Source organism: Butyrivibrio sp. XBB1001 (assembly GCF_000424505.1).
In the GTDB taxonomy this organism is placed as follows: Bacteria; Bacillota; Clostridia; order Lachnospirales; family Lachnospiraceae; genus Butyrivibrio.
Genome location: NZ_AUKA01000003.1, coordinates 1 through 23,823 on the forward strand (window position 1 = coordinate 1; position 23,823 = coordinate 23,823).

A 23,823-nucleotide genomic window follows, 5' to 3' on the forward strand; every position below is an offset into this window, starting at 1 on the left:
CAAGAATTTGCATGACATTTGGGCAGCAGAGTGATGCAAGAAAACTAAAACAAGAAGATTTGCATCACAGGGGTCAGTAAAAATCATGCAAAAGAAACAAAAAGCAAGAATTTGCATGATAGGCATGCGGTAGAGTGATGCAAGAAAAAGAAAACAAGAAATATACATCACAAGTAACAGGAGAGGCAACGTATGAAATACAAATGTCTGGTCTTTGACCACGATGACACAACAGTAAACAGTACAGCGACCATTCACTACCCAAGTTTTGTTGAATATATGAAGAAATACCACCCAGAGATCAACTACACTCTGGAAGAGTATGTTAAGTACAACTTTTATCCAGGAGTATTAGAGTTCTTCAAGGACATGTGCGGGTTAAGCGATGAAGAGATGAAGGCAGAGGAAATATTCTGGTATGAATATGCCAAGAGCCATGTAGCCGATGCATTTCCAGGGATAAAAGAGATAATGGAGCGCCAGAAAGCTGAGGGAGGATATGTGGCTGTTGTTTCACACTCATATTCTGAGAACATTCTAAAGGACTACAAACACAATAATCTTCCTGATCCTGACATCATCTTTGGTTGGGAACAACCACTGGAGGAGCGCAAGCCAGCGCCGGTTCCAATTTACAAGATCATGGAGAAATATAACCTTGAGAAAAAAGATATCCTGGTTATCGATGATTTAAAGCCTGGCCTTGATATGGCCAAGGCAGCAGGCGTTGATTTTGCTGCTGCATGCTGGTGTTTTGATATTCCAGAAAATGAGAAGCATATGAAAGAAAACACTGACTACGTGTTCCACAGTGTTGATGAACTGTCGAAGTTTCTTTTTAACTAATTAGTAATATACATGGTAAATTAGTGGATTTGATCATAGCCCCAAATTAGATTTTTAAATATTTTATTTTCATCTACGTAACAATACCCTGAGGGTATATGTCAAATATTTAGAAGACAATAAATTATTTAATCACATATGTGGAGGATGGGGTATGCGAATCGGACATGAGGGAAAATTAAGTGAATTACACTTACATTCTTGAATGTGCGGATGGCACATATTATTGCGGATGGACCAATGATCTGGAGAAAAGAGTCAAGGCTCATAATGAAGGCAAAGGTGGCAAGTACACCAGGGCCAGACTTCCGGTGAAACTGGTTTATCAGGAAGAGTTTGATACCAAGGAAGAGGCCATGAGCCGTGAATGGCATATAAAGCAACTGACTAGAAATCAGAAAAAAGAACTGATTCAAAAGTATAATCAGTAACGAGTAAAATACTTATTACAGTAGAATTTGTGCTAATTGTAACAAAGTTATATAAAAATGAGCATCAAAAAAGACCGTGTAATAACTTTTGGCAGGTTTGTAGACGGTCTTAATTGATTACTCTTGAAGACTTATTATTTTCCATTAAACGCCATAGGTCTTGGCTTGTTGACCTGGATGACATGCGCCTCCTGAAGATTTCTAAGAAGGAGGAGTCTTGCCTCGCCAACATATTCTGGCTTTATCATAAAGAAGCAGTAAGTCTCAATAAGAGAGAAGAGATTTGCAGTTCTTCCCTCAATCTTAAAGTTGTTGATTCCCATAGGAACATATTTTTCCCAGATAAGCTCAGGGGAAACAAAAGTGCAGTAGTCCTGGATAGTATAGAGATTGTTCTTATCTCCGTATTCGCAGGTCCAGGGGATAATGTGCTTTCTCTTTTCCGGTGGAAGGAGCTTGTTCTCCCTCATGATCTCCTGGTTAAGAGCAATATTCTTGTAGTGGTCGCCGCGGCGTTTGCAGTTTGGAACACAGAGGGCGTTTATCAGAACCTCGAGCTTTTCCTTGTGCTGCAAGCCTTCAATAAGATCCCACTGATTGTTCATATTGTAATCAAGGACAACGTATTTGTAGTCCTTTTCAAGCTCTTTATTAAGAGTCTCCACATCCCTGATTTCCTTGCAGGTTGTGGAATCTATCTTGTAGGAAGGGTAGTTCTTCCTGATGTATTCCTCGAGAATTGGGGAAAAGACAAGGACCTCGTTCTTGCCATTATCTCCAGCCTTCATGCAGAAATTACAGAATTCATCATCAAGATCTTCTTCCTTTATGAGCGGATTTGTGAAAGTGAAACGAACAGGAATCCCCTTGGCATTGATGCTGGCAATGACATGCTTAACAAAGGCAGCATCGCACTGATCATCGGAAATCAGCCTTCCTCCGTTCCAAAGAGAAAATGGAAAGCAGCCAAAGAAAGATGCAATCTCCACACCTTCTCTGAAATAATGTGGATATTTCTCCAGCATGCTGAGCCAGAACATGTTCAGCGGAAAATTGTAACGAAGCCCCGGCAAGTGAAATTTAACTTTTGACATTGTGTAACCTCCCAAAGATACAGCTGTAAGATGCAGTATCTCTTTTGCTAAAAAAGTAGATTCTATTATTAGCAAAATATAGTATAGCAGTTTGGAACATAAAAAGACACCCACGCATTTGCATGAGTGTCTTGAAAATTGCTAGATTACAGAAGGTGCGCTCTAAGCTCTTCGCCGCTCTTATCTGAAAGATATGCTGGTGGAATGTCAAGGATTGTCTTGCATCCTGTAGTGCCCTCAGCGTTCATTCTCTGAGCTGCTCTTGCAACTGCTACAAGCACGCTTGTTGTGAACTCAGGGTTTGAATCAAGCTTTAAGCTATACTCGATGATGTGATTATGCTCCTTGTTGGCACCAGTCTTACCACTTCTGAATACGAATCCGCCATGAGCCATTCCACTGTGGTTTGTAAGAAGCTCCTCCTCGCTGATGAAGTGAACTGTTGTGTCATAATCAGCAAAATAGTTTGGCATCTCCTTGATTTCTTTTTCTACAGCGGCAGCATCTGCGCCCTCTTCGAGAACTACAAAGCATTCTCTTGTGTGCTTCTGACGAGTTGTAAGCTCTGGATTCTCGCCATTTCTAACTGCTTCAAGGGCAGCAGGTACTGGAATTGTGTACTGCTTGGCATTCTTGACACCCTTGATACGACGGATCGCATCTGAGTGGCCCTGTGAAACGCCCTTGCCCCAGAATGTATAATCATTTCCATCAGGAAGAATAGCATTTGAGTAAACTCTTGCAAGAGAGAACATTCCTGGATCCCAACCGCAGGAGATAACAGCAACCTTGCCAGCAGCCTTAGCTGAAGCATCAACGTTTGCAAAGTGCTCAGGAATTCTTGCGTGTGTATCGAAACTGTCAACTACATTGAAAAGCTTAGCATACTCTGGTGTCTGAGTTGGAAGATCTGTTGCACTTCCTCCGCAGAGGATCATAACATCGATCTTGTCTTTCCAGTCAGCTACGTCTGCAACTGAAACCACAGGAACACCTGCTGTCTGTATTGTGAGAGAAGAAGGATCTCTTCTTGTGAATACTGCTACAAGTTCCATATCAGGAGCAGCCTTAACAGCAAGCTCTACGCCTCTTCCCAAGTTACCATAACCTAAAATTCCAATTCTTGTACTCATTTGAATCCTCCTGTATAAGACATATTTCGTAAAAGAGCTATGCCCTTAGAATTACTATTGGTTAGTTGTTTCTCTATGCTAACAACACCAAATTAAAGAGATTATAACACAAAATTTTTTCTGTAAAAAGAATTTTATGTGATTGAATTGCTTTGGTGACATTTGCAACCCATCATATCTATATCTGCAACAGAAATTTGATAATGATTATCTATGCCAGTAGAGCACTTGTGGTGAGTAGCACATTTATCAGCCATTAGCCTTGGAATAGCTTTCCTTTATGATGGTATCCACAACCTCTTCTCTGTACCAGGTAAGGCTTCTACGGTTAAAGATTGAAAACTTCTCGCCCTGCTGGTCATAGATTCCGTTATCCCACCAAAAACATGGGATTCCGTAATCGGTAGCCTTTGAAACGTAGACCTCAGCCCACTTTCTGACTTCCTCAGTGTTCTCATCCTTATTAACTGCGCCGTACTCTGTAAGGAGAACAGGAATATCTTTTTGAAGGAAATTTTTATCAAGCGCGATCATAAGCTGGAAGATTTCCTTATTCTGACTTCCGTCCCACTTAAAGAGCTCCCAACTCTCGCCATTTGCATAGGTGAAGGCGTATGGAGTATAGGCGTGGATTGCTACAGCAATATGTTTATCCTCGGGAATATAAATGTCTTTTAACGCCTCTGGTACTGAGGAATCGGCATAGGTGGTAACAAGAAGGAGACGAAGCTCGTTGTTGCCGCCAGTTGCACGAACAGTGTCCACAAAAGACTTATTTAAGCGGTTAACATATTCTCTTTCCTCAGGAGTTCCGCCACTCCATTCACCTGCACTTCCCTTGGTTCTAGGCTCATTTAAGCCTTCGAAAACAAGATGATCGCCATAATCCTTGAAGCGTTCAGCAACCTGCTTCCAGATAGCGATGTTCTCTGCATCCACAGCTTCTATGTGTTCAGCGTCAGGGATTCTCCAAAATTCCTCGTGGTGAGAATCAATAAGGACATACATGCCGTCATCCAGAGCGTAGTTTATAACTTCCTCAACCCTGTCCATCCACTCTGGATCAATTGTATAATCAGGAGCTTCCCCTACATGATTTCCCCATGTAATAGGAATGCGAATAGAATCAAAGCCCTTTTCGCAGACTGCATCAATCTGCTCTTTTGTAACCTTGGGATTTCCCCAGCTTGTCTCTGACGCAAGACCGCTTGCGCTAGTTGCTTCCAGCGTATTTCCGAGATTCCAGCCAGCTGTCATCTCAGCCACAAGCTCTTTTGCTGAAATATCACGCATCTCATCGCTCCTCTCTGTAATTCCCTTAACCTGGATAACCTCACCATCACCCGAATCTGATGAGCTCTCAATGGTAGAACTATCTGAACCATCCGAACTATCAGAGATGCTGGCGGTATTTGATTCAGCGGAAGTCTGATCAGCTGCTCCAGCTTGCGTAGCAGAAGCTTCATCACCTTTTATTCCGGTTTCTGAACCTGAAATCACAGATGAAGATGCAACTTCTTTTTCTGATGATGCCGCACCCCCAGCGCAGCCTGTAATAAGCCCTGCGACCATTATTGGCGCCATTAATAGTGATACTAATTTTCTTTTAAACATACCTTCTCTCAACTTTCTTTTTTGTATATATACTAATCTATATTTGAATACATTTTTGTTCAAGTATTATCTTTTTAGGCGGTAGGAATAATAACAAAAGTGCTAGCAGAATCATTGCCAGAAGTATATGATGGTGGAAGTGCAAAAGATAAAGATATTGTGGAGAGAAAAGATATGATTGAAGAAATAAAACTAGTAGAAGCAGACAATAAATATGCGGATGAAATAACCGCCTACAGACAGGAATTCCTTGACTGCGGAGATCATATGGATGGTTGCGGCTCCTTGCGCAAAGATGAAAATGTCCTTGTGTATATTGAGAACTGCAAGAAACGAGCTGCAAAAGATGCTCCTGCAGAGATTGGAGGCCATGCACAGCAGTTTTTGTGCGTAAGAAACGCTGATGATCACCTGCTGGGAATGATCCAGTACAGATACGACGCTGATCCAAAGTTTCAGATTGGGTATTCAGTAAGACCCTGTGATAGGGGAAATGGATATGCAAAATGGATGCTCAGACAGCTCTTGTCATGGCTTGGGAATCAGGGTAAGACAGAGGCAACTATCGCCTGCGAACCTTCAAACCTTGCAAGTGAACACGTAATACTAAGCTGCGGTGGAAAACTCATAGAGACCTGCAATTACAAAGGAATTGCTCTAAAGGTATGGAACATTTCACTTACATAACCAAGCTGCCATACCAACAGTTATAACTTATTCGTATATCATATGGTGTCAAAATATACTTTTGACACCTACATCATTTATATTGCAAAAGTAGTTGATGCATTTATAGCTTTAGTATCAGAATTTCTTGCGAGTGATAATAAAATATCCGAACAAATTTTAGAGAAAAAAACAGTTCTGCGGCGAGGCTGTAAGGGAAGGAATATGCAGAGTCAGGACGATTTTGGTTCTATGGAGGAAAGACCAATCCATCGTAAGTGCCTATGCACGTAACGATGGATTCTCTGGGCTTTCCGAAGTGCTTAGAACCATGAGTACTGACCTACATATTTCGACCTACAACCCGCCGCAGAACGTCCGTTATCACAAACTTCCGCGTAGCCACCTGCAAACACTTCCGAAGTCATGCACTTCCGCGTAGCCAATAAACTCGCGCAGTCACTTACATCAGCGTAGCCACTTACATCAGTGCAGCCACTCAACACTCTTAAGGGAGGCAGTTCCGGTGCCGCAATATGTCAGATACAGAGCGTGAACTCCAGATAGAGGCGCATCAAACCTGCACTCGTTAGACTCCCACATATTTGAATTTACACCGTGTATCTTGCCAAGAACCTCTCCGTCAATAGATGTTCTCACTTCAAAATCTCCGTCAAAGTAAGCCCTGGTCTTGATTCTAAGACCTGTTGCTCCCTTAACATCAAAATACTTAAAGCCAATAGTAGTGCCATCAACGATAGCCTTGATGTAGCCAGGATTTGCATCTCCATCAGCGCCTTCCTGAACTACCCTTGGCACAGATGGCTCAACATAAGCCACATGCTCTTTTGTAAAGATATTGCAGGCAATGTATGAAGGATACTCGCCAACATCTGAGAGAGGACCACCGTTAAGACCGCAGGATGTAATCTCAACCTGCTTGATAGAGCCATCTGCCTCGAAATGAATCTTCTCAGCGCAGCCCTGACGGCTAAACCAGGTTCCATTTGTATGTCTGTGGTAAAAGATATACCATTCTCCACCAATCTCAACAATGCTTCCGTGGTTATTAGCCCCGTAAGCTGTTGCATCTGCGGCTTTTTTGTAGCTGTCAATTCCGCGGTCACAGTTGGAAACAATAACTCCGCCATACTTGTAAGGGCCAAGAGGATCCTTGGAAGTTGCGTAGCACAGCTCATGGCAAACTTCTGAAGAATAGATGAAGTAGTAGGTATCATCATGTTTTCTGATAGAAGGAGCCTCAAAGAAAGCATGGTTCTCATATCCCGTTCCCTGGCTATAGCAGTTACCTGGTGCTACAAACTCAGGAGCTCTCTTTATTGTCAGCATATCCTTATCAAGCACTGTCAACATAGCGCCGTGCCTTGACTTGTCGCCCTGTCCACAGAAACCAGTGAAAAGATAAGTCGTATCCCCTTCAGTAAGTACACCTGGGTCAAACTGTGGCTCATCACCTTCTTTTTCTCCGAGTCTTGTTCCATCCTCATAATGTACATAGCCGTAGAACTTAAATGGCCCATTAGGAGTATCACTGACAGCAACTGAAACTACGCAGACTCTGTCAAGAACATAGTAGAGATAGAAACGTCCATCAGGACCAACTGTAAGGTCAGGAGCATATAGACACATGCGGCCTTCCTTGTTCAGAGGATCTGCAGTCTTGGGATAAATAACACCTTCATAGTGCCAGTTTCCAAGATCATCAATTGGTGCTGACCAGGTCACATAATCTCCAAGGCAGAAGGTTTCGCCCTGCCACAGATCGTGAGAGCCATATACATAAACCCTATTATTAAATACGTAAGGCTCGCCATCAGGAATATATTCCCAGGATGGAAGATAAGGGTTAACAGCCTGCTTTTTGCTGCCCTGTCTGATGCCACCCTCAAACTTAGGCCTTGCGCCATTTGTAAGAAATTCCATCTCGTAGCGGCTATCTGCCTTGTATGGAGCCCAGGCAGGGAGAGAAGCCCTGTCGCGGCATACGTAATCAATGCCTACTTTTTCAGGAGACAATTCATCAAAGGTCCAGCCACTAATTGCGCTTCTGTGAATATTGTCATGTTCCTCACTTCTAAGAAGCCCAGCGTTTCCGCCATTATTATTAGGATCACCAGTCTTTATGAAGTTTGCAAAATAGTCACACATCTGTCTTGCAAGGTCAAAATGCTTGCCAGTGTAAGGACGAGTGCACTTATCAAGAGACCCAAAGAAGAACCACAGATCGCAGGAGTGGAAAGTGCCAGGATAGCTCTCACCCTTGTATCCGTCTCCAGGAATCTCCGGATCAAATCTATAGTAAAAGAACTTCTGGGAAGGCTCATTTTTGCTGGCTGCTTCGAAAACAGTCTTAACAGAAAGTTCAACGCTGTTTACACCTGCCATAGAAAACTCATCTGTAGTATTACCTGCAATAACAGGAACATCTGCGCACTTCCTGTCCATAAATAATTGAACAGGATCTCCTTCGCAGAAGAAACCATCCTGAATTGGGAACATTCTTGGATTTTCCTGTACAAAGCGGTTGTAGCCATCAAATACCTCTTTAGAAGATAGCTTTCTGGCCTCCTCTAAATCTTTTACCCTTAAAGATTTAAAGAACTTATCACCAAGCTCTTCAGCCTTTGTAAGATCAAGAGGCTTGAAAATATCATCTTTGGGGTCAGCAAGTCTTATGATACCTGAAAAAATAGCTGCGCCCTTTATAAGCTTCTCATTACCCTTGTGGGTCAGCTGGTGCATTACGCTAGATCCTCCAGCAGACTGACCGGCGATTGTGATCTGATCAGGATTTCCGCCAAAGGCAGCAATGTTATCATGAACCCAGTTAAGGCCAGCACACTGATCCATAAGACCAAAGTTTGCTGGAGCTGAAGGCGCCTCTTTTGTAATATCCTTGTGAGCAAGGAAACCAAAGCAGTTGAGTCTGTACGCAACACTCACAACTACGATACCGCGCTTTGCAAGCTGCTCGCCGTTAAACTCCATCTCTGCTGTATATCCCCACTGGAAGCCACCTCCAAAGTACCATACTAAAACTGGAAGCTTTTCGCCTTCTCTTTTGGCAGGAGTCCAGATATTAAGGTAAAGACAGTCCTCTGACAGCTCAACCTCAGGATCAACGTGCCATTCTCTGCAGTAGATATCTGTGCCCATACCAGGCCTGTCCTGATAAGAAATAGGACCAAAATTGTTGCACTCTAAAACTCCGTCCCAGTCTTTGCAGGGCTGTGGAGCGCGCCATCTGTTTTCTCCAACTGGCGGAGCAGCAAATGGAATCCCCTTAAATACAGTAATTCTTGGATCGGTTCCGGCAAGGCCGCGGACCTTACCATTTTTTACAGTCGTTTCTCTAAGCATTTTTTACCCTCTCCCAACATACTCTTTGCTATATTCAGCTTTTTATCTGAACTGTTTTTATATCTCATCAGGTGTCAAAATACACATTTTTCCACCTACTAAATTTATATCTTTTTCTGGCATCTACTATCCACCGAATTATTGCTACATATTCGCAAATCCGTGCTAAGTTTTATGAATTGGGTAATACTAAAGCCCCAATTATTGCTACAAACAAACTAGTACTTGCTATCTTTGGGCATATCGCAATTTACGAGAAAAACATCGCAAATTTTTGGTGGCGAGGATAGTTCTTTTACCGTTATATTCTTGTAAATCGTTTAACATCGTTCACAATACTAATCGACCCCTGGAATCTAAGCAACGATGTTACAGATGCAAATCTTGCAGAAACGGATTTGGAAAATGAAAAAGAAAAAACTAATCGGAGCGCTGATTGCGACTATAGTTATAGCCTGTGGATGTGGCGAAGTTCAGACTGCAAAAACAGATGCTGATACAGGAACAGAAGCAGAAGAATCAGTTGAAACGGAGAAAGAAACAAAAATGGCAGTAAATCCAGAGACAACTTTTGAAAATATCAAATTAAATAAGAGCGCAAAAGCAATAACTGATCACAACCCGGTTATGGTGCAGCGCTTTGGAGCAGACCCTTACGCCCTTGTTTATGGCGGAAGAGTATACCTTTATATGACAGGCGACAAGCCATCCTACAATGCAGATGGTTCGTTAAAAGAAAACACTTATGGCAACATAAATACTATAAACGTGGTATCTTCTGATGACCTTGTAAACTGGACAGACCACGGAACTGTTTATGCTGCAGGAAATAACGGCGCAGCAAGCTGGGGACCAAATTCCTGGGCACCTGCAGCTGCCTGGAAAAATATTGATGGCAAAGATAAGTTCTTTTTATATTTTGCAAATAATGGAAACGGCATCGGTGTTCTCTCATCAGATTCACCAGTAGGCCCATTCGTAGATGAGCTGGGACATCCCCTTATCTCCAGAGAAACCCCCAATTGCGCAGAGGTCACATGGCTTTTTGACCCGGCAGTTCTCATGGATGATGACGGATCAGCCTATATCTACGTTGGCGGCGGAGTACCTTCCCCTGATAAGGCTGCAAACCCAGGAACAGCAAGAGTTTGTAAGCTCGGTGAAGACATGATGAGCCTTGAGGGCAATCCAATCCCCATCGAAAATGTGGATTACCTCTTCGAGGATTCAGGAATCAACAAGATTGATGGCGTTTACTATTATTCATATTGTTCAAACTTTAATGTAACACCGGAAGCTACCAAGGAACTGGGCTTTGAGTCTGGTGAGATCGTGACTATGAAGTCAGACAGCCCCATGGGACCTTTTGAGAGATGCAATCCTGTTCTCAAAAACCCTGAGAAGTTCTTTGGCCGAGGCGGTAATAACCACCACGCTATGTTTGAATTTGAAGGCCAGTACTACATAACCTATCACTCAAGAATTCTTGAGGAAGGCCTTGGAATGGACGGCGGCTATCGTAGCACAAACGTTAACAGACTCGTTCTCAATGAAAAGAATGAGCCCTCAGCAAGCATTGGAACTAAGAGCGGTGTAGAGCAGCTGCGCCCACTTGACCCCTACAAAGAAGTTAAGGCTGTGACCCTTTCAAATGCTTCTATGGGAATTAAGACCAGACAGTACGGAGAAAGCGCTAAAGAGTGCGGCTCTGGAGACATGATTCTCTGCGGAATCGCAGATGGTGAGTGGACAAGCGTTAGCTGCGCAGACTTTGGTGATGCTGGGGCAAAAGAGATTTCTTTTACCATTGATGTAAAAGAAACAGCTGCAGACAGTGACCTTCGCGGAGCAATCAAAATCTGCCTGGACAGCCCATCTGGAGAAGCAGTTGGTTACGCAGTTATACCAAATGAGAAAGCAGAAGGACTTGAGATAAAAGCTCAGCTTCCTGAGCCCATAACAGGACAGCATAACGTATACTTCATCTACGCCGGAGAAGGCTACGAAGTATATTCCTGGATTGCGAGATGAAGCAAATTAAGAAAATAAAGAAAATAAAGAAAATAAAGAAAACTACGATGGCAGATATATAAATGCGAATCATTTGCACGAGTCGATGATATGATTAATGAAAAAACAGATAAATGTCGATTTCTCTGAATAAAATGAAATGAGACATTTATCTGTTTTTGAATTTAACATATCACGACGAGGAAACGTGAGCATTTATATATCGCCGAGTCATTACTTGGCTACTTTTGCTGATACATCCCCTTTTTCTTTGCCGAGGCCACCTGAGAATAAGGAACGATACTCACCAGGTGTGCAGCCTTTCTTTAGCTTGAAAGTCCTGTTAAAGGTTGAGATGCTGGAAAAACCGGACTGTAGCGCAATATCTGTGATTGAAAGATCATCTCTTGTCAGCAGGACTTCAGTTGCCTTGATGCGCTGATTGATAAGATAATCATAGAAGGTACAGCCCATGTACTCCTTGAACAATCTGGAGAAGTGGAACTTGGAGAAACCACTGTAGGAAGCGGCATTCTCAAGAGTTATATCATAAGCGTAGTTCTCATCAATGTAATCAATAACAGTGTTGAGCTTCTCGAAATACTCTCTGCGCTTAACTGGCGTGCTCTCTGTAAAAAGATTAATCTTGTTTAGTTGATATCTTGAAAGTATGGTCATGATCTGGAACAGGTGTGAGTAAATGGAAAACTCGTAGAATTCGGTCTTCTGGAAATACTCGTTCCAAATCTGTGAGAACAGATTCAAGATTTCATTATAAATAGGTGCATAGAACTCTGGTGTGATATGAATGCAGTCCTTGAGCATGTTCATAAGGCCTGAATACCCTCTTACCGATGAAAAGAAATCAATATCGAAGAGGCATACATATCTACTGCCTGATCCAGGTGAATGCAGATAGTGAGATTTTCTTGGTGGAATAAAGATTATTTCTCCTGGCTTTACATGATGCATCTCACCCTCAATCTCAACATCATAGTGATTCTCAATAGGTGCAATGATCTCAAGAGCGTTGTGCCAGTGAGATGGATAGTCATATCCCTGCTCGTTATACCAGATTCGGATTGAACTATCCTTTGGAAAAATAGACTTCTCGTTATTACCCTCAAGTACACGTGAGCTATAGTCAGTGTTCTGCTGGTAATAATCTAAGGTTACGTTGCTGTCTGAACTCTTTGACATCGGCGTTTCCTCCCCTAATAACAACTTTTTCAGCGTTCTATTGGTCCCCATTACCAAAATATTGCGAACGCTTTTGCAGCAAAAAATATGCCGCACCGCCAACTATTTACTTGCAAATCATATCATTTTCTGACAATTCTTTCTTCTCAATTATTGCTATCATTCCCTAATTAATGCTCACATTAAATAAATGGCGCAGTAAAAATAGTGCCCTTTTTGTGAATTGTGCACAAAAAATGCATGACAATTTTTGGCAACAAAAAGCAACATCTGCACATTGCTAGGCAAAAACTGGTAGGAACAAAACGCGCAAAGCCTTTATGCTTATAACTATCGATGGGGGTCGATGGTAGCAAATTTTGAGTAACAAAAACTGGGAGGCAAAAAAGGAGTGTATAAACGGGGCAGATCTATAGTTGCCGCCTTGGGAGCTCTTGTGATGCTGACAGCAACGGCGTGCGCAAACAGCACTGCGACGGATGCGCCAGCTATGCAGGAATCAGATGCCCAGGAGGCAGCTTCTGACAATTCACTTTTGTCAACTTCCGCAGAACAACTAAATACTACAGAAAGCTCATCCTCTGAAAATTCCACAGAAGAAGCTGGTGAGGAAAAAGAGGAAGAAATCCCGGCCCTGCGTGATAGCGTAGAGGAGAAGATGGGATGCCGGATAGGATGTGCGATTACCGGCAAGGAACCCTGGGACATTCCATTATGGAATCTGGTAACTACTCACTTTAATGCAGTTACACTGGGAAACGAGCTTAAACCTGATTCGCTCTTTGGCTACAGCAACGGAGCGTGTCCGGGTACTACAGAAGCAGAGCTTAACGGTGAGACCATTACAGTTCCTGTGATGAACTTCGATAATCCGGAGAAGATACTTAACAAGTTTCTCAAATGGAACGAGGCTCATCCAGACAGACAGATTAAGGTAAGAGGTCATGTGCTGGTCTGGCATTCACAGACACCTGAGTGGTTCTTCCATGAAGACTACGACAAGAATAAGCCCTACGTATCCAAGGAAGAAATGGATAAGAGACAGGAGTGGTACATAAGAGAAGTACTTACTCACTTCACTGGGCAGGACAGTCCATATAAAGATCTTTTCTATGGATGGGATGTAGTCAACGAGGCAGTTTCAGATGGAACAGGGACTTACAGGTCTGATAATGAGAATCCAAACGAACCACTGTCGAACGACACTCATGGTAATAACTCCAGCTGGTGGCACGTTTACCAAAGCGAAGAGTTCATTATAAATGCTTTCAAATACGCCAACAAATACGCTCCGGCAGAACTTGAGCTGTACTACAACGATTACAACGAATGTATGGCAAAGAAAAGAGACGGAATTGTAGCTCTTTTGAAAGCGGTCAAGGACCAGGAAGGCGAGCCTGGAGTAGGAACCAGGATCACAGCCATGGGCATGCAGGGTCACTACAGTAGCGATTCACCATCCTATACAGAAGTAGAGACATCAGCAAAGGCTTATGGAGATGTGGTTGGAGCAGTTCAGATAACTGAATGGGATCTAAGCTCCAGTGATGACTACGACGGAAGCCCCGAGTCCAAGGAAAAAGAGTACGAGAAGATGCGCAAACAGTACAATTTGCAGTATTACGCACTTCAAGAGGTTCAAAAATCCGGCGTACAGGTTACAGGTATTACCTTCTGGGGAACTGTTGACAAGTATTCATGGCTTCAGCACAGATCTACAGTAGGTGGAGGAAGCAATAAAGAAAAAGCCCAATGCCCGCTACTATTTGATGATCTATACAAACCGAAGCCAGCGTTTTGGGTTTTTGCAGAAACTAACTAAAGGACTTAAGGATATGAATAAGACTTTACAAAAACTATTGATAGTACTTGGTATTCTTGCAGCAATTATTTGTTTGTGTGTAGTTCTTTCTCACCGTGAGAAAACAGACTTCCATGAGAAATACGAAGGAACTGATCTCACCCAGGAAATTGAGGGTATGGAAAGAGTTGGAGCTTACACAGGATATGTAAACGAGCACATGAAAGATGCTCATCCTTCAAAAGATGTTGTGGTAGATGTTTTTGACTATGAATCAACCGGAATTGTAAAGGTTGAGAAGGCTGCCACAGATGACAAGAAGGATGCAGTATTTACAGAGACAGGCTCTAGCATAACATGGAATGTAAAAGTTCCAGAAGCTGGAATGTACAGACTCTATGTTGATTACAAGCTTCCAGAGTCAAGAGGAGTTCCTGCTGAGAGAACAGTTATGATCAACGGAGAGCTTCCTTTCGAGGATGCCAGAAACATTTCTTTTACAAGAATGTGGATGGATGGTGGCGATGTCAAGGTTGATAATCAGGGCAATGAGATCAGACCTCGTCAGGTTGAATACTTCGGATGGCAGAGTGCATATTTCAGAGACGATATGGGATTTGTAGCTGAACCCTATGTCTTCTATTTTAATAAGGGTGAGAACAAGCTGACATTCAATGCGGACAATGAGCCAATGCTTATTTCAAATGTTGAGCTTAAGGCCATCAAGGCAACACCTACTTATGAGGAATACCTTGCGCAGAATCCTCAGAACGCAGGATCAGATGCAGCAAGGAACTTTAATTTGGTGGTACAGGGCGAGGATTCCAGCCTTCGATCAGAGTCCTCCCTATATGCTAAATACGATCGTTCCTCGCCAACCACAGTACCTAACAGCGTAACAACAACAGTTCTCAACTACGTTGGTGGTGAGACCTGGAGAAGCTCAGGACAGTGGATCGAGTGGAACTTCGAAGTGCCAGAGGATGGTTACTACAACATCATGATCAAGGCACGTCAGAACTACGCAAGAGGTTCAGTATCAAACAGAACAGTTCTTATTGATGGACAGGTTCCATTTGATGCTCTTTCAGAAATCTCTTTTGAATATGCAAACGACTGGGATTGCAAAGATCTTGCAGCTGAAGATGGAACACCTTATAACTTCTATCTTACAAAGGGACAGCACACAATAAGACTTGAGGCAACTCTTGGAGGAATGGGTGCAATCCTTGAGGAAATGGAAGATTCCACTTACAGACTTAACCAGATATATAGAAGAATCCTTGTTTATACAGGTGCAGCACCTGATGTATACAGAGATTACCATATTGATACAACATATCCTGAGATCATGCAGGCTATGGAACTTGAGTCAAAGAGACTTTACAAGATAGTCGATGATATGGTTGCTTACTCAGGACAGATGGCTGACAACGTAGCAACAGCACAGACTATTGCACAGCAGCTTGAAAGATTCTGTGAAAAGCCACAGAAGATCACAACAGAGTTTACAACCTTTAAGGACAACATCACATCAATGGGTACAGCTTCACTTAACATGAGTGAGACCAAGCTCGATGTAGATTACCTGGTAATTTCAGGAACAGATGTTACTCCAAAGAAGGATAAAGCAAACTTCTTTACAAAGGCAGGACACGAGATCAAGTCCTTCGTTGCTTCATTCTTTGTAGACTACAACTCAGTCGGTGATGTTTACGATGAAAAGAGCGGCGATGAAGTAGTTAAGGTTTGGGTACTTACAGGTCGTGACCAGGGTACAATCCTTAAGACAATGGTAGATGATGATTTCACAACTTCAACTGGAGTTAAGGTTAACGTAGAGATCGTTGATCCAGGAGCACTTCTTAATGCAGTACTTGCTGGACGTGGACCAAACGTAGTTCTTTCAGTTGGTGCAGATCAGCCAGTTAACTACGCACTCCGTGGAGCAGCAGAAGATATCACTCAGTTTGAGGGCTGGGAAGAAGTTCTTTCCCACTACTCAGAAAGCTCCTACGAGCAGTACAGACTTGATGGTCACATCTATGGTATTCCAGAGACACAGACCTTCAACGTAATGTTCTACAGAAAAGACGTACTTGAGGAAATGGAACTTGAAGTTCCTAATACATGGAAAGAACTTATAGAGCTTCTTCCTACAATTCAGGGTAACAACCTTTCAATCGGTATCCCTACAGCAGCAGGAAGCAGCGGTGCTACAGCAGCTACAACAGCAGTTATGTCAAACGCACCTGACCTTTCAATGTACTTCTCACTTCTCTATCAGTACGGTGGAGATATGTACAACGAGGCAGGAACCAAGACAACAGTTAATACAGAGGCAGGCGTTGCAGCCTTTGATGACTACGTTAGATACTTTAATGATTACGGTATTCCTACAGTATATGACTTTGTAAGTAGATTCCGTTCAGGAGAAATGCCAATTGGTATTGCACCTTATTCTACTTATAACACACTTATGGTTTCAGCACCTGAGATAAGAGGTCTTTGGGACTTCACTCTTATTCCTGGAACATACAGAGATGGCAAGCTTGACAGATCAGACTTCATCACAGGTAGCGCCACAATGATGATCAAGACAGATGATGAAGCATTAAGACTTGCATCCTGGGAATTCATGAAGTGGTGGGCAAACGCAGATACACAGGTAAGATTTGGTCGTGAGATCGAAGCACTCCTTGGTTCATCTGCAAGATATGCAACAGCTAACAGAGATGCTTTTGCTAACCTCTCCTGGAGTACAGACGATATCGAAGTTCTGAGCAAGCAGTGGGATAACACAGTAGGAATCAGAGAGGTTCCTGGTGGATACTTCACTGGAAGACATATTTCAAACGCTATAAGAAAGGTTATCAATCAGAAGGTTGACTCACGAGAGACCATAATTGACTACTCAATACTTATAGATGAAGAGATAAAGAAGAAACGTATCGAATTTGGTATGCCAGTAGATGACTAAGTAAGTTGGGAGAAAAGGGCAAATGAAGGAATATTTTCAGAAGTATTTGACACTTCGAAAACATAATATGAAAGTAGCCTGGAAGAAGGCAAAGCTCCGTAAGATGTGCTACCTCTTCCTGGCACCCTACGCAATACTTTTTACGATGTTTTATGTGTTCCCTGTAGTAGCGTCAATCTATTACAGCTTCACATATTACAACATACTTGAACCTCCTCGGTTCATTGGACTGCAGAACTATATCTCACTGATTCTTCAGGACGATATTTTTCTGATAGGCGTTAAGAACACGTTGATGATAGCTCTGATCACAGGCCCCCTTGGATATATTCTATCCTTCCTTTTTGCCTGGCTCATAAATGAGCTACCCAGATGGATCAGAAGCATAGCCGTCATCGTGTTCTACGCCCCATCCATTGCGGGTAACTGCTATGTTATCTTCTCAGTGTTCTTTAGAGGAGATGCTTACGGATATGTAAACGCGTTTTTGATGAACCTGGGAATCATTGATACACCAAGGCTCTGGCTCATTGATCCAAAGTACATGCTTCCTATATGTATGCTGGTTATTTTGTGGATGAGTATGGGATCCGGATTCCTTTCCTTCGTAGCTGGTCTTCAGGGTGTTGACAGATCACAGTTTGAAGCAGGTTACATGGACGGTATCAAGAACAGATGGCAGGAACTTTGGTACATAACACTTCCAAGCATGAAGCCAATGCTTATGTTCGGTGCTGTTATGACCATCACATCATCCTTTGGTGTGGCAGATGTAACAATGGCACTTTGCGGATATCCTAGTACAGACTATGCAGCACGAACAATCGTAACACACTTGTTTGACTATGGTTATTCCAGATTTGAAATGGGTTATGCCTGTGCAATAGCTACAATCCTGTTCCTTATGATGATACTTTGTAACAAGGCAATCCAGAGTCTATTAAGGAGAGTTGGTACTTGATATGAGCGCAAAGATATTAAAGAAAAGAAAGCCAAACAGATCAATAGCCGGAGATATAGCTCTTTACATTTTCCTCCTGCTGGTAGCATTTGTAATGGCATTCCCAATTATATATGCAGTAAATGCTGCACTGAAGCCTTTGGATGAGCTTTTCAAATTCCCACCAAAGATTTTTGCTCAGCATCCTACACTTGATAACTTCTCAGATTTGTTCGTAACAATGGGCAAATCCTGGGTAACATTTACAAGATACCTGTTCAATACAGTATTTATCACATTCTGCGGAACAGCAGGACACCTTATAATCGCATCAATGGGTGCTTTCGTACTTGCCAAGTACGATTTCCCTGGCAACAAGGTCTTTTTCAAGATTGTAACAGTTGCCATGATGTTCACAGGTTGGGTTACAGCAATTCCTAACTACCTGATCCTCAACAAACTGGGATGGATCGATACATACTGGTCAATCATCATTCCTGCTTTTGCTTCTCCTATGGGACTCTTCCTTATGAAGCAGTTCATGGAAGGACTTCCTACATCACTTATTGAGGCTGCCAAGATCGACGGAGCCAATGAGTGGAGAGTATTCTCAGGAATCGTAATGCCAAACGTTAAGCCGGCATGGATGACACTGATCATCTTCTCAGTTCAGGGACTGTGGAATAACAAAGCATCAACATATATTTATTCAGAAGAAAGAAAAACCCTTGTATTTGCTCTTCAGCAGATTCAGGCAGGTGGTATCGCAAGAACAGGTCAGGGAGCTGCGGTTCTTGTAGTAGTAATGATAGTTCCTATTATCATCTTTGTATTCTCTGAGAGCCAGATCCTTGAAACAATGGCAAGCTCAGGACTTAAGGACTAATTTGAAAGGTTGAAGCGATATGCGTAAGAAGAATTTCTTAATGAGAACTGGAATGGCAATACTTGCGATAACTGCAGCATTTCTTCAGCCACTTCAGGTTAAAGCAACAAGTACCAGTGAGGGTGGATACACCTACAATTACGATTACTGGGGCGATTATGTGAACAGTGCAGATTTCTATAATCCCTGCAAAGTGTTCACCTCATCAGAACTTGGACTTGATCTAAAGCTCAAGAATCCACAAGGTCTTTTTGCAGAAGGTAATACACTTTACCTGTGCGACAGTGGAAACAACAGAATCATAGAACTTAACAGGGTTTCACCAGAACAGCTTGAGGTTGTGAGAATTATCGACAAGATAAATGGTGGTAGCGGACCAAAAGAGCTGAATAACCCTACAGATGTAGCTGTTTCTGAGGATGGAAACATCTTCATAGCAGACAATGGAAATGCAAGAGTTGTCAAGGTTGATAAAGACCTGAACTTCATCATGGAATTTGTTAAGCCAACTGACAACACACTTGATCCCAAGCTTGTATTTCAGCCAACCAAGCTTGCGGTTGACACAGCAGAGCGTGTTTACTGCATAGCAACTGGTATCAACAAAGGTCTTATAAAGTATGAGAATGATGGTACTTTCTCAGGATTTGTAGGAGCTACACCAGTAACCTTTGACTGGACAGATTATATATGGAAGAAACTGGCATCTCAGGAACAGAGAGCCAAGATGGAATCCTTCGTTCCTACAGAGTATGAGAACATCTTCATGGACTATGAAGGCTTCATATATGCAACAAAGGCTCGTACTCTTGAACAGGCACAGGCAGATGAAAACGCTGTAAGAAAGCTTAACCTCATGGGCAATGACATCCTGGTTTCAAACGGCGACTGGTCTGTAGGTGGAGACCTTTATCTTGGATCTGGTGGTGGTTATGAAGGACCATCAATCCTTACTGATATCACAGTTATGGACAACGACGTATATGTATGTCTTGACCGTAACAGAGGACGACTCTTTGGTTACGATGACCAGGGTAAGATGGTATTTGCCTTTGGTGGTAACGGAAACATGGATGGTTACTTCAGAAGACCTTCAGCCATCGAGCACATCGGTCATGAGCTCTATGTAGTTGATAGTCTTGACTGCTCAATCACAGTCCTTGTTCCAACACAGTTCGGTAATCTTGTTTACCAGGCTGTAGAGGAATTCGATAAAGGTAACTATGAGACATCAGGTGATGCATGGCAGGAAGTTCTGAACCAGAACGGTAACTACGATCTGGCTTATATCGGAATCGGAAGATCACTTCTTCGTCAGGAAAATTATGAAGAAGCCATGAAGTACTTCGAACTTAAATATGACGCTGAGAACTACTCCAAAGCTTACAAGCAGTACAGAAAGATTTGGGTTGAGGAGCATATAGGCTGGATAGTAGCAGTAATCCTTCTGTTATTCCTTGTTCCTCTCAGCATTGGCAAGGTCAAGAGCATACGCCACGAGATAGATACAGCAGATATATTTGTAGTAGAGAAAAAAGGGTGAGAGATATGATAGCAAACACTAAACCGATTGATAATCCAAAAGATAAATATATTGACTCCCTGAAGTATGCGCTCTATTGCATCACACATCCGCTGGATGGCTTCTGGGATCTGACTCATGAAAAAAGAGGCACGATGGCAGCGGCTAATACGATTCTTTTCCTTACACTTCTTATAAGAATCTTAAAACTCCGCTACACAAGCTTCATTTTCATAACTGTTTACTGGGAAGGCATTAACATCTTCCTGTATCTTGCAAGTATTCTTTTCCCACTGGCCCTTTGGGTAGTAGGAAACTGGGGACTGACAACACTGTTTGATGGAAAAGGTAAGCTGGGCCAGGTATACATGGCAACCTGCTACGCACTTACTCCTTATCCACTTATCCAGTTCCCACTTATGATTTTTAGTAACTTCGTAACTGTTGAGGAAGCGGAATTCTACAGCGTAGTCAGTGCATTATCCCTTGTGTGGGCAGCACTTCTCGTCATCGCAGCCATGGGGCAGATCCACGAATACTCCGCTGGAAAGAATATTCTTTTCACAGTGGCAACACTGTTTGCAATGCTAGTCATGATCTTTATTCTGATGATCTTCTTTAGCATGATTTCACAGGGAGTTGCATATTTCATTTCCCTGGCAAAAGAATTGATGTTCCGAATGTAGGAATGAAGGGGTGACGAAGTTGAAAAAAGATAAGAACAAAGACACAAACAAAAAACTAAATCCAGTACTTCAGAAAATATGGAAGGCAGTTAAGCCACTTATTCCTTCTATAATAATTGCTCTGGTAATTGTGGGGGCGATAGTATATGTGGCTAACACAAAGACTCCCACAGAGGTAAAAGAGCCAATTCCTCCCTATGCTTTTGGCGGCGGCGAGGATCCGGTAGTAGTAGATAACGGACAACTCAAACTTACAATGGATCCCAAGACCACAGAGTTTTCACTTGAGGTCAAGGACAGCGGCAAGGTTTGGTATTCAAATCCCAAGGATGCAGCTGAGGATGAGAAAGCGCTTGATGATCAAAAGAACTTCCTCCAGTCTCCATTTATCATGTCCTACTCAATAACACAGGGCTTGGAGACAACTTATAACTCATATGCATTCAGTGCTACAAACGGAATTTACGAGATTGTTCCTGGAGAGAACGAAATCAGAGTTAATTACTCACTTGGTAGTGTAGAAAAAGAGTTCACTATTCCACCAGTTCTTACTAAGGCAAGATTTGAGCAGTTTACTGGTAATATGGAGAAAAAAGATGTCGACTACATCAAGCAGTACTACAAAAAGTACGACATCAACAAGCTCACAGCCAAGGATAACAAAGATGAACTTCTTGCAAATTATCCTATCCTTGAGACAGAAGTAATATATGTTCTTCGTTCAGGAGCCAAGGAAAACGTAAGAAAGACACTTCAGGATAAGTTCGCAGCAGCAGGTTACACCTACGATGACTACACAGCAGATAAAGAACTTGATCTTTCATCCAAGTCATCAGACACACCTATCTTTAACGCAAGTATCATCTACAAGCTTGACGGAAAAGACCTGGTAGTAGAAGTTCCTTTCTCAGACCTTGATTATGATCCTGAGACACCTATTTACACAATCACTCCTCTTCCATATTTTGGAGCAGGCGGACCTAATGATAAGGGCTTCATGGTTGTTCCAGAAGGCGGCGGAGCGCTGATAAACTTTAACAACGGTAAGACTTCACAGAGTAGTTACTACACCAACGTATATGGTTGGGATATGTGCCTTTCAAGAGACGCTGTAGTACATAACACCAGAGCATACTACGGAGTATACGGTGTTTCAGAAGGAAATGATTCCTTCATCTGTATCCTTGAAAACGGCAGAGCTTATGCATCAATTCAGGCCGATGTTGCTGGCAAGAACCACAGCTACAACTTCGTAAATGCCAAGTACAGCATCTGCCAGAGAGAACAGTACGATGTTGGTGATATCGCAAACAGTGAGATCTACGAGTACATAACAGATCTTCCTGATGAGTCACTGGTTCAGAGATATTCATTTGTTAACTCAGGCAGCTATGTAGATATGGCCAAGAAATATGGCGAGTATCTCCAGAAAGAATATGCTGGTTACCTTGATCTTGTAGATGATACAAGCACACCAGTAGCAATCGAAGTTATCGGATCTATCGATAAGGTAAAACAGATTGTTGGTATTCCAGTATCAAGACCTTTAAAGCTTACAAGCTATGATGAAGCTTCTGAGATCATTACAGATCTTACTAACTCAGGAGTAACAAACATGCACATCAAGATGGTTGGCTGGTGCAACGGCGGTGTCAACCAGAGGGTTCTTAGCAAGGTCAAGACAATACATGCTCTTGGCAGCAAAAAAGATCTGACAAACATGGTAAGTGCTGCAGAGGCAAATGGAAATCAGGTATACCTCAACGGTATCACACAGTACGCTTTTGATAGTAACTTACTTGATGGATTCTTCTCTTACAGAGATGCAGCTAAGCTTATCAGTAAAGAAAGAGCTGAGCTCTATGCTTACAGTAACGTAACTTATTCAGAGAGAGAAAACTCAGATAACAGATACTACCTGCTTCACACAGATCTTGCTGGTAAGTATTCAGATAACCTGGTTAAGGCAGCACAGAAGTATGGCGCTGGAGCATCATTTGATGATCTTGGAATGGATCTTTCATCTGATTTCTACAGAAAGAATATGAATTCTCGTGAGGCAGTTCTTAACAAACAGGTTGAGCAGCTTAAGAATTACAACGACAACGGAACCCCAGTAATGATCAACATGGGTAACGATTATGCAGTTCCTTTTGCAAAGATGGTTACAAGAATGGATCTTAGAGGTTCAGAGTATACAATACTTGATGAGTGTATTCCTTTCTTCCAGCTGGCTATCCACGGAAGAGTAGATTACACAGGAAGTCCTGTAAATACATGTGGAAACATGGAAAACGAAGTCCTTTACTCAGCAGAGTACGGCGCAGGCCTTTGCTTCGAAGTAATGAAAGAAAGCTCTTTTGCAACACAGAAGACACTTTACACCCAGTACTATGGTGCATACTACGATGCAATGAAGGACAACATTTTAGCTATCTACACCAGATACAACAACGAACTTGGTCACACCTTCAATCAGGAAATGGTTGGACATGAAAACATAAATGCAGACGTTTCCTGCACAGAATATGCAGATGGAACTAAGGTTTATGTAAACTATGGTTACAGTGAGTACACAGTTGGTGGAGTCAAGGTTCCAGCAAGAGACTATGTTGTAACAAGATAAGAGAGGC

Annotated in this window: 16 protein-coding genes; 11 read left to right on the forward strand and 5 right to left on the reverse strand. The window is 42.5% G+C overall.

Annotated elements, in window-relative coordinates; translation table 11 throughout:
• Positions 1-192: 192 nt before the first annotated feature.
• Positions 193-846 (forward strand): HAD family hydrolase, encoded by a 654-nt coding sequence (locus G631_RS0105080; protein WP_026488540.1) that lies wholly within the window; start codon positions 193-195, stop codon positions 844-846.
• Between the two features lie 182 nt (positions 847-1,028).
• A complete protein-coding gene (locus G631_RS0105085; RefSeq protein WP_026488541.1) occupies positions 1,029-1,277 on the forward strand; it encodes a GIY-YIG nuclease family protein in 249 nt (82 codons plus the stop codon).
• Positions 1,278-1,411: 134 nt separating this feature from the next.
• Here G631_RS0105085 and G631_RS0105090 read toward each other — a convergent pair whose 3' ends face one another.
• The 3 genes from G631_RS0105090 to G631_RS0105100 form a co-directional block, all read right to left on the reverse strand.
• The gene (locus G631_RS0105090) at positions 1,412-2,371 is read right to left on the reverse strand and encodes a hypothetical protein (RefSeq protein ID WP_026488542.1); all 960 of its coding nucleotides are present in this window, start codon (positions 2,369-2,371) and stop codon (positions 1,412-1,414) included.
• Positions 2,372-2,517: 146 nt separating this feature from the next.
• Positions 2,518-3,504, reverse strand: a complete 987-nt coding sequence (locus G631_RS0105095) for a diaminopimelate dehydrogenase (protein WP_026488543.1) — start codon at positions 3,502-3,504, stop codon at positions 2,518-2,520.
• A 249-nt stretch (positions 3,505-3,753) separates the two neighbouring features.
• Complete coding sequence (locus G631_RS0105100; protein ID WP_026488544.1) at positions 3,754-5,118, reverse strand: glycoside hydrolase family 5 protein; 1,365 nt, start codon at positions 5,116-5,118, stop codon at positions 3,754-3,756.
• 114 nt (positions 5,119-5,232) lie between these two features.
• On the opposite strand from G631_RS0105100, the gene G631_RS0105105 reads away from it, so the two are divergent.
• Entirely contained in the window at positions 5,233-5,805 is a 573-nt protein-coding gene (locus G631_RS0105105) for a GNAT family N-acetyltransferase (RefSeq protein WP_026488545.1), read from the forward strand.
• 465 nt (positions 5,806-6,270) lie between these two features.
• Here G631_RS0105105 and G631_RS21505 read toward each other — a convergent pair whose 3' ends face one another.
• Positions 6,271-9,165, reverse strand: a complete 2,895-nt coding sequence (locus G631_RS21505) for a carboxylesterase family protein (RefSeq protein WP_155833875.1) — start codon at positions 9,163-9,165, stop codon at positions 6,271-6,273.
• Between the two features lie 405 nt (positions 9,166-9,570).
• Here G631_RS21505 and G631_RS0105115 point away from each other — a divergent pair, with 405 nt between their 5' ends.
• Complete coding sequence (locus tag G631_RS0105115) at positions 9,571-11,196, forward strand: glycoside hydrolase family 43 protein (RefSeq protein WP_026488547.1); 1,626 nt, start codon at positions 9,571-9,573, stop codon at positions 11,194-11,196.
• A 213-nt stretch (positions 11,197-11,409) separates the two neighbouring features.
• Here the strand turns inward: G631_RS0105115 and G631_RS18040 are convergent, their stop codons facing one another.
• Complete coding sequence (locus G631_RS18040) at positions 11,410-12,375, reverse strand: helix-turn-helix transcriptional regulator (RefSeq protein WP_035789364.1); 966 nt, start codon at positions 12,373-12,375, stop codon at positions 11,410-11,412.
• 391 nt (positions 12,376-12,766) lie between these two features.
• Here G631_RS18040 and G631_RS19965 point away from each other — a divergent pair, with 391 nt between their 5' ends.
• Genes G631_RS19965 through G631_RS0105155 form a run of 7 tightly spaced genes read left to right on the forward strand, consistent with a single transcriptional unit; the run spans position 12,767 to position 23,816 of the window.
• On the forward strand, positions 12,767-14,197 hold the full coding sequence (locus tag G631_RS19965) for an endo-1,4-beta-xylanase (RefSeq protein WP_155833876.1): 1,431 nt from the start codon (positions 12,767-12,769) through the stop codon (positions 14,195-14,197).
• A gap of 13 nt (positions 14,198-14,210) precedes the next feature.
• Positions 14,211-17,156: an extracellular solute-binding protein gene (locus G631_RS0105130; protein WP_026488549.1), complete on the forward strand. Its 2,946-nt coding sequence runs from the start codon at positions 14,211-14,213 to the stop codon at positions 17,154-17,156.
• A gap of 22 nt (positions 17,157-17,178) precedes the next feature.
• A complete protein-coding gene (locus tag G631_RS0105135) occupies positions 17,179-18,117 on the forward strand; it encodes a carbohydrate ABC transporter permease (RefSeq protein WP_026488550.1) in 939 nt (312 codons plus the stop codon).
• A gap of 1 nt (position 18,118) precedes the next feature.
• Positions 18,119-18,982: a carbohydrate ABC transporter permease gene (locus tag G631_RS0105140; RefSeq protein ID WP_026488551.1), complete on the forward strand. Its 864-nt coding sequence runs from the start codon at positions 18,119-18,121 to the stop codon at positions 18,980-18,982.
• Positions 18,983-19,001: 19 nt separating this feature from the next.
• Positions 19,002-20,525, forward strand: a complete 1,524-nt coding sequence (locus tag G631_RS0105145; RefSeq protein ID WP_081671247.1) for a hypothetical protein — start codon at positions 19,002-19,004, stop codon at positions 20,523-20,525.
• Between the two features lie 5 nt (positions 20,526-20,530).
• Positions 20,531-21,190 (forward strand): YIP1 family protein, encoded by a 660-nt coding sequence (locus G631_RS0105150; protein ID WP_026488553.1) that lies wholly within the window; start codon positions 20,531-20,533, stop codon positions 21,188-21,190.
• A gap of 19 nt (positions 21,191-21,209) precedes the next feature.
• On the forward strand, positions 21,210-23,816 hold the full coding sequence (locus tag G631_RS0105155) for a DUF5696 domain-containing protein (protein ID WP_026488554.1): 2,607 nt from the start codon (positions 21,210-21,212) through the stop codon (positions 23,814-23,816).
• The last annotated feature ends 7 nt before the right edge of the window (positions 23,817-23,823 follow it).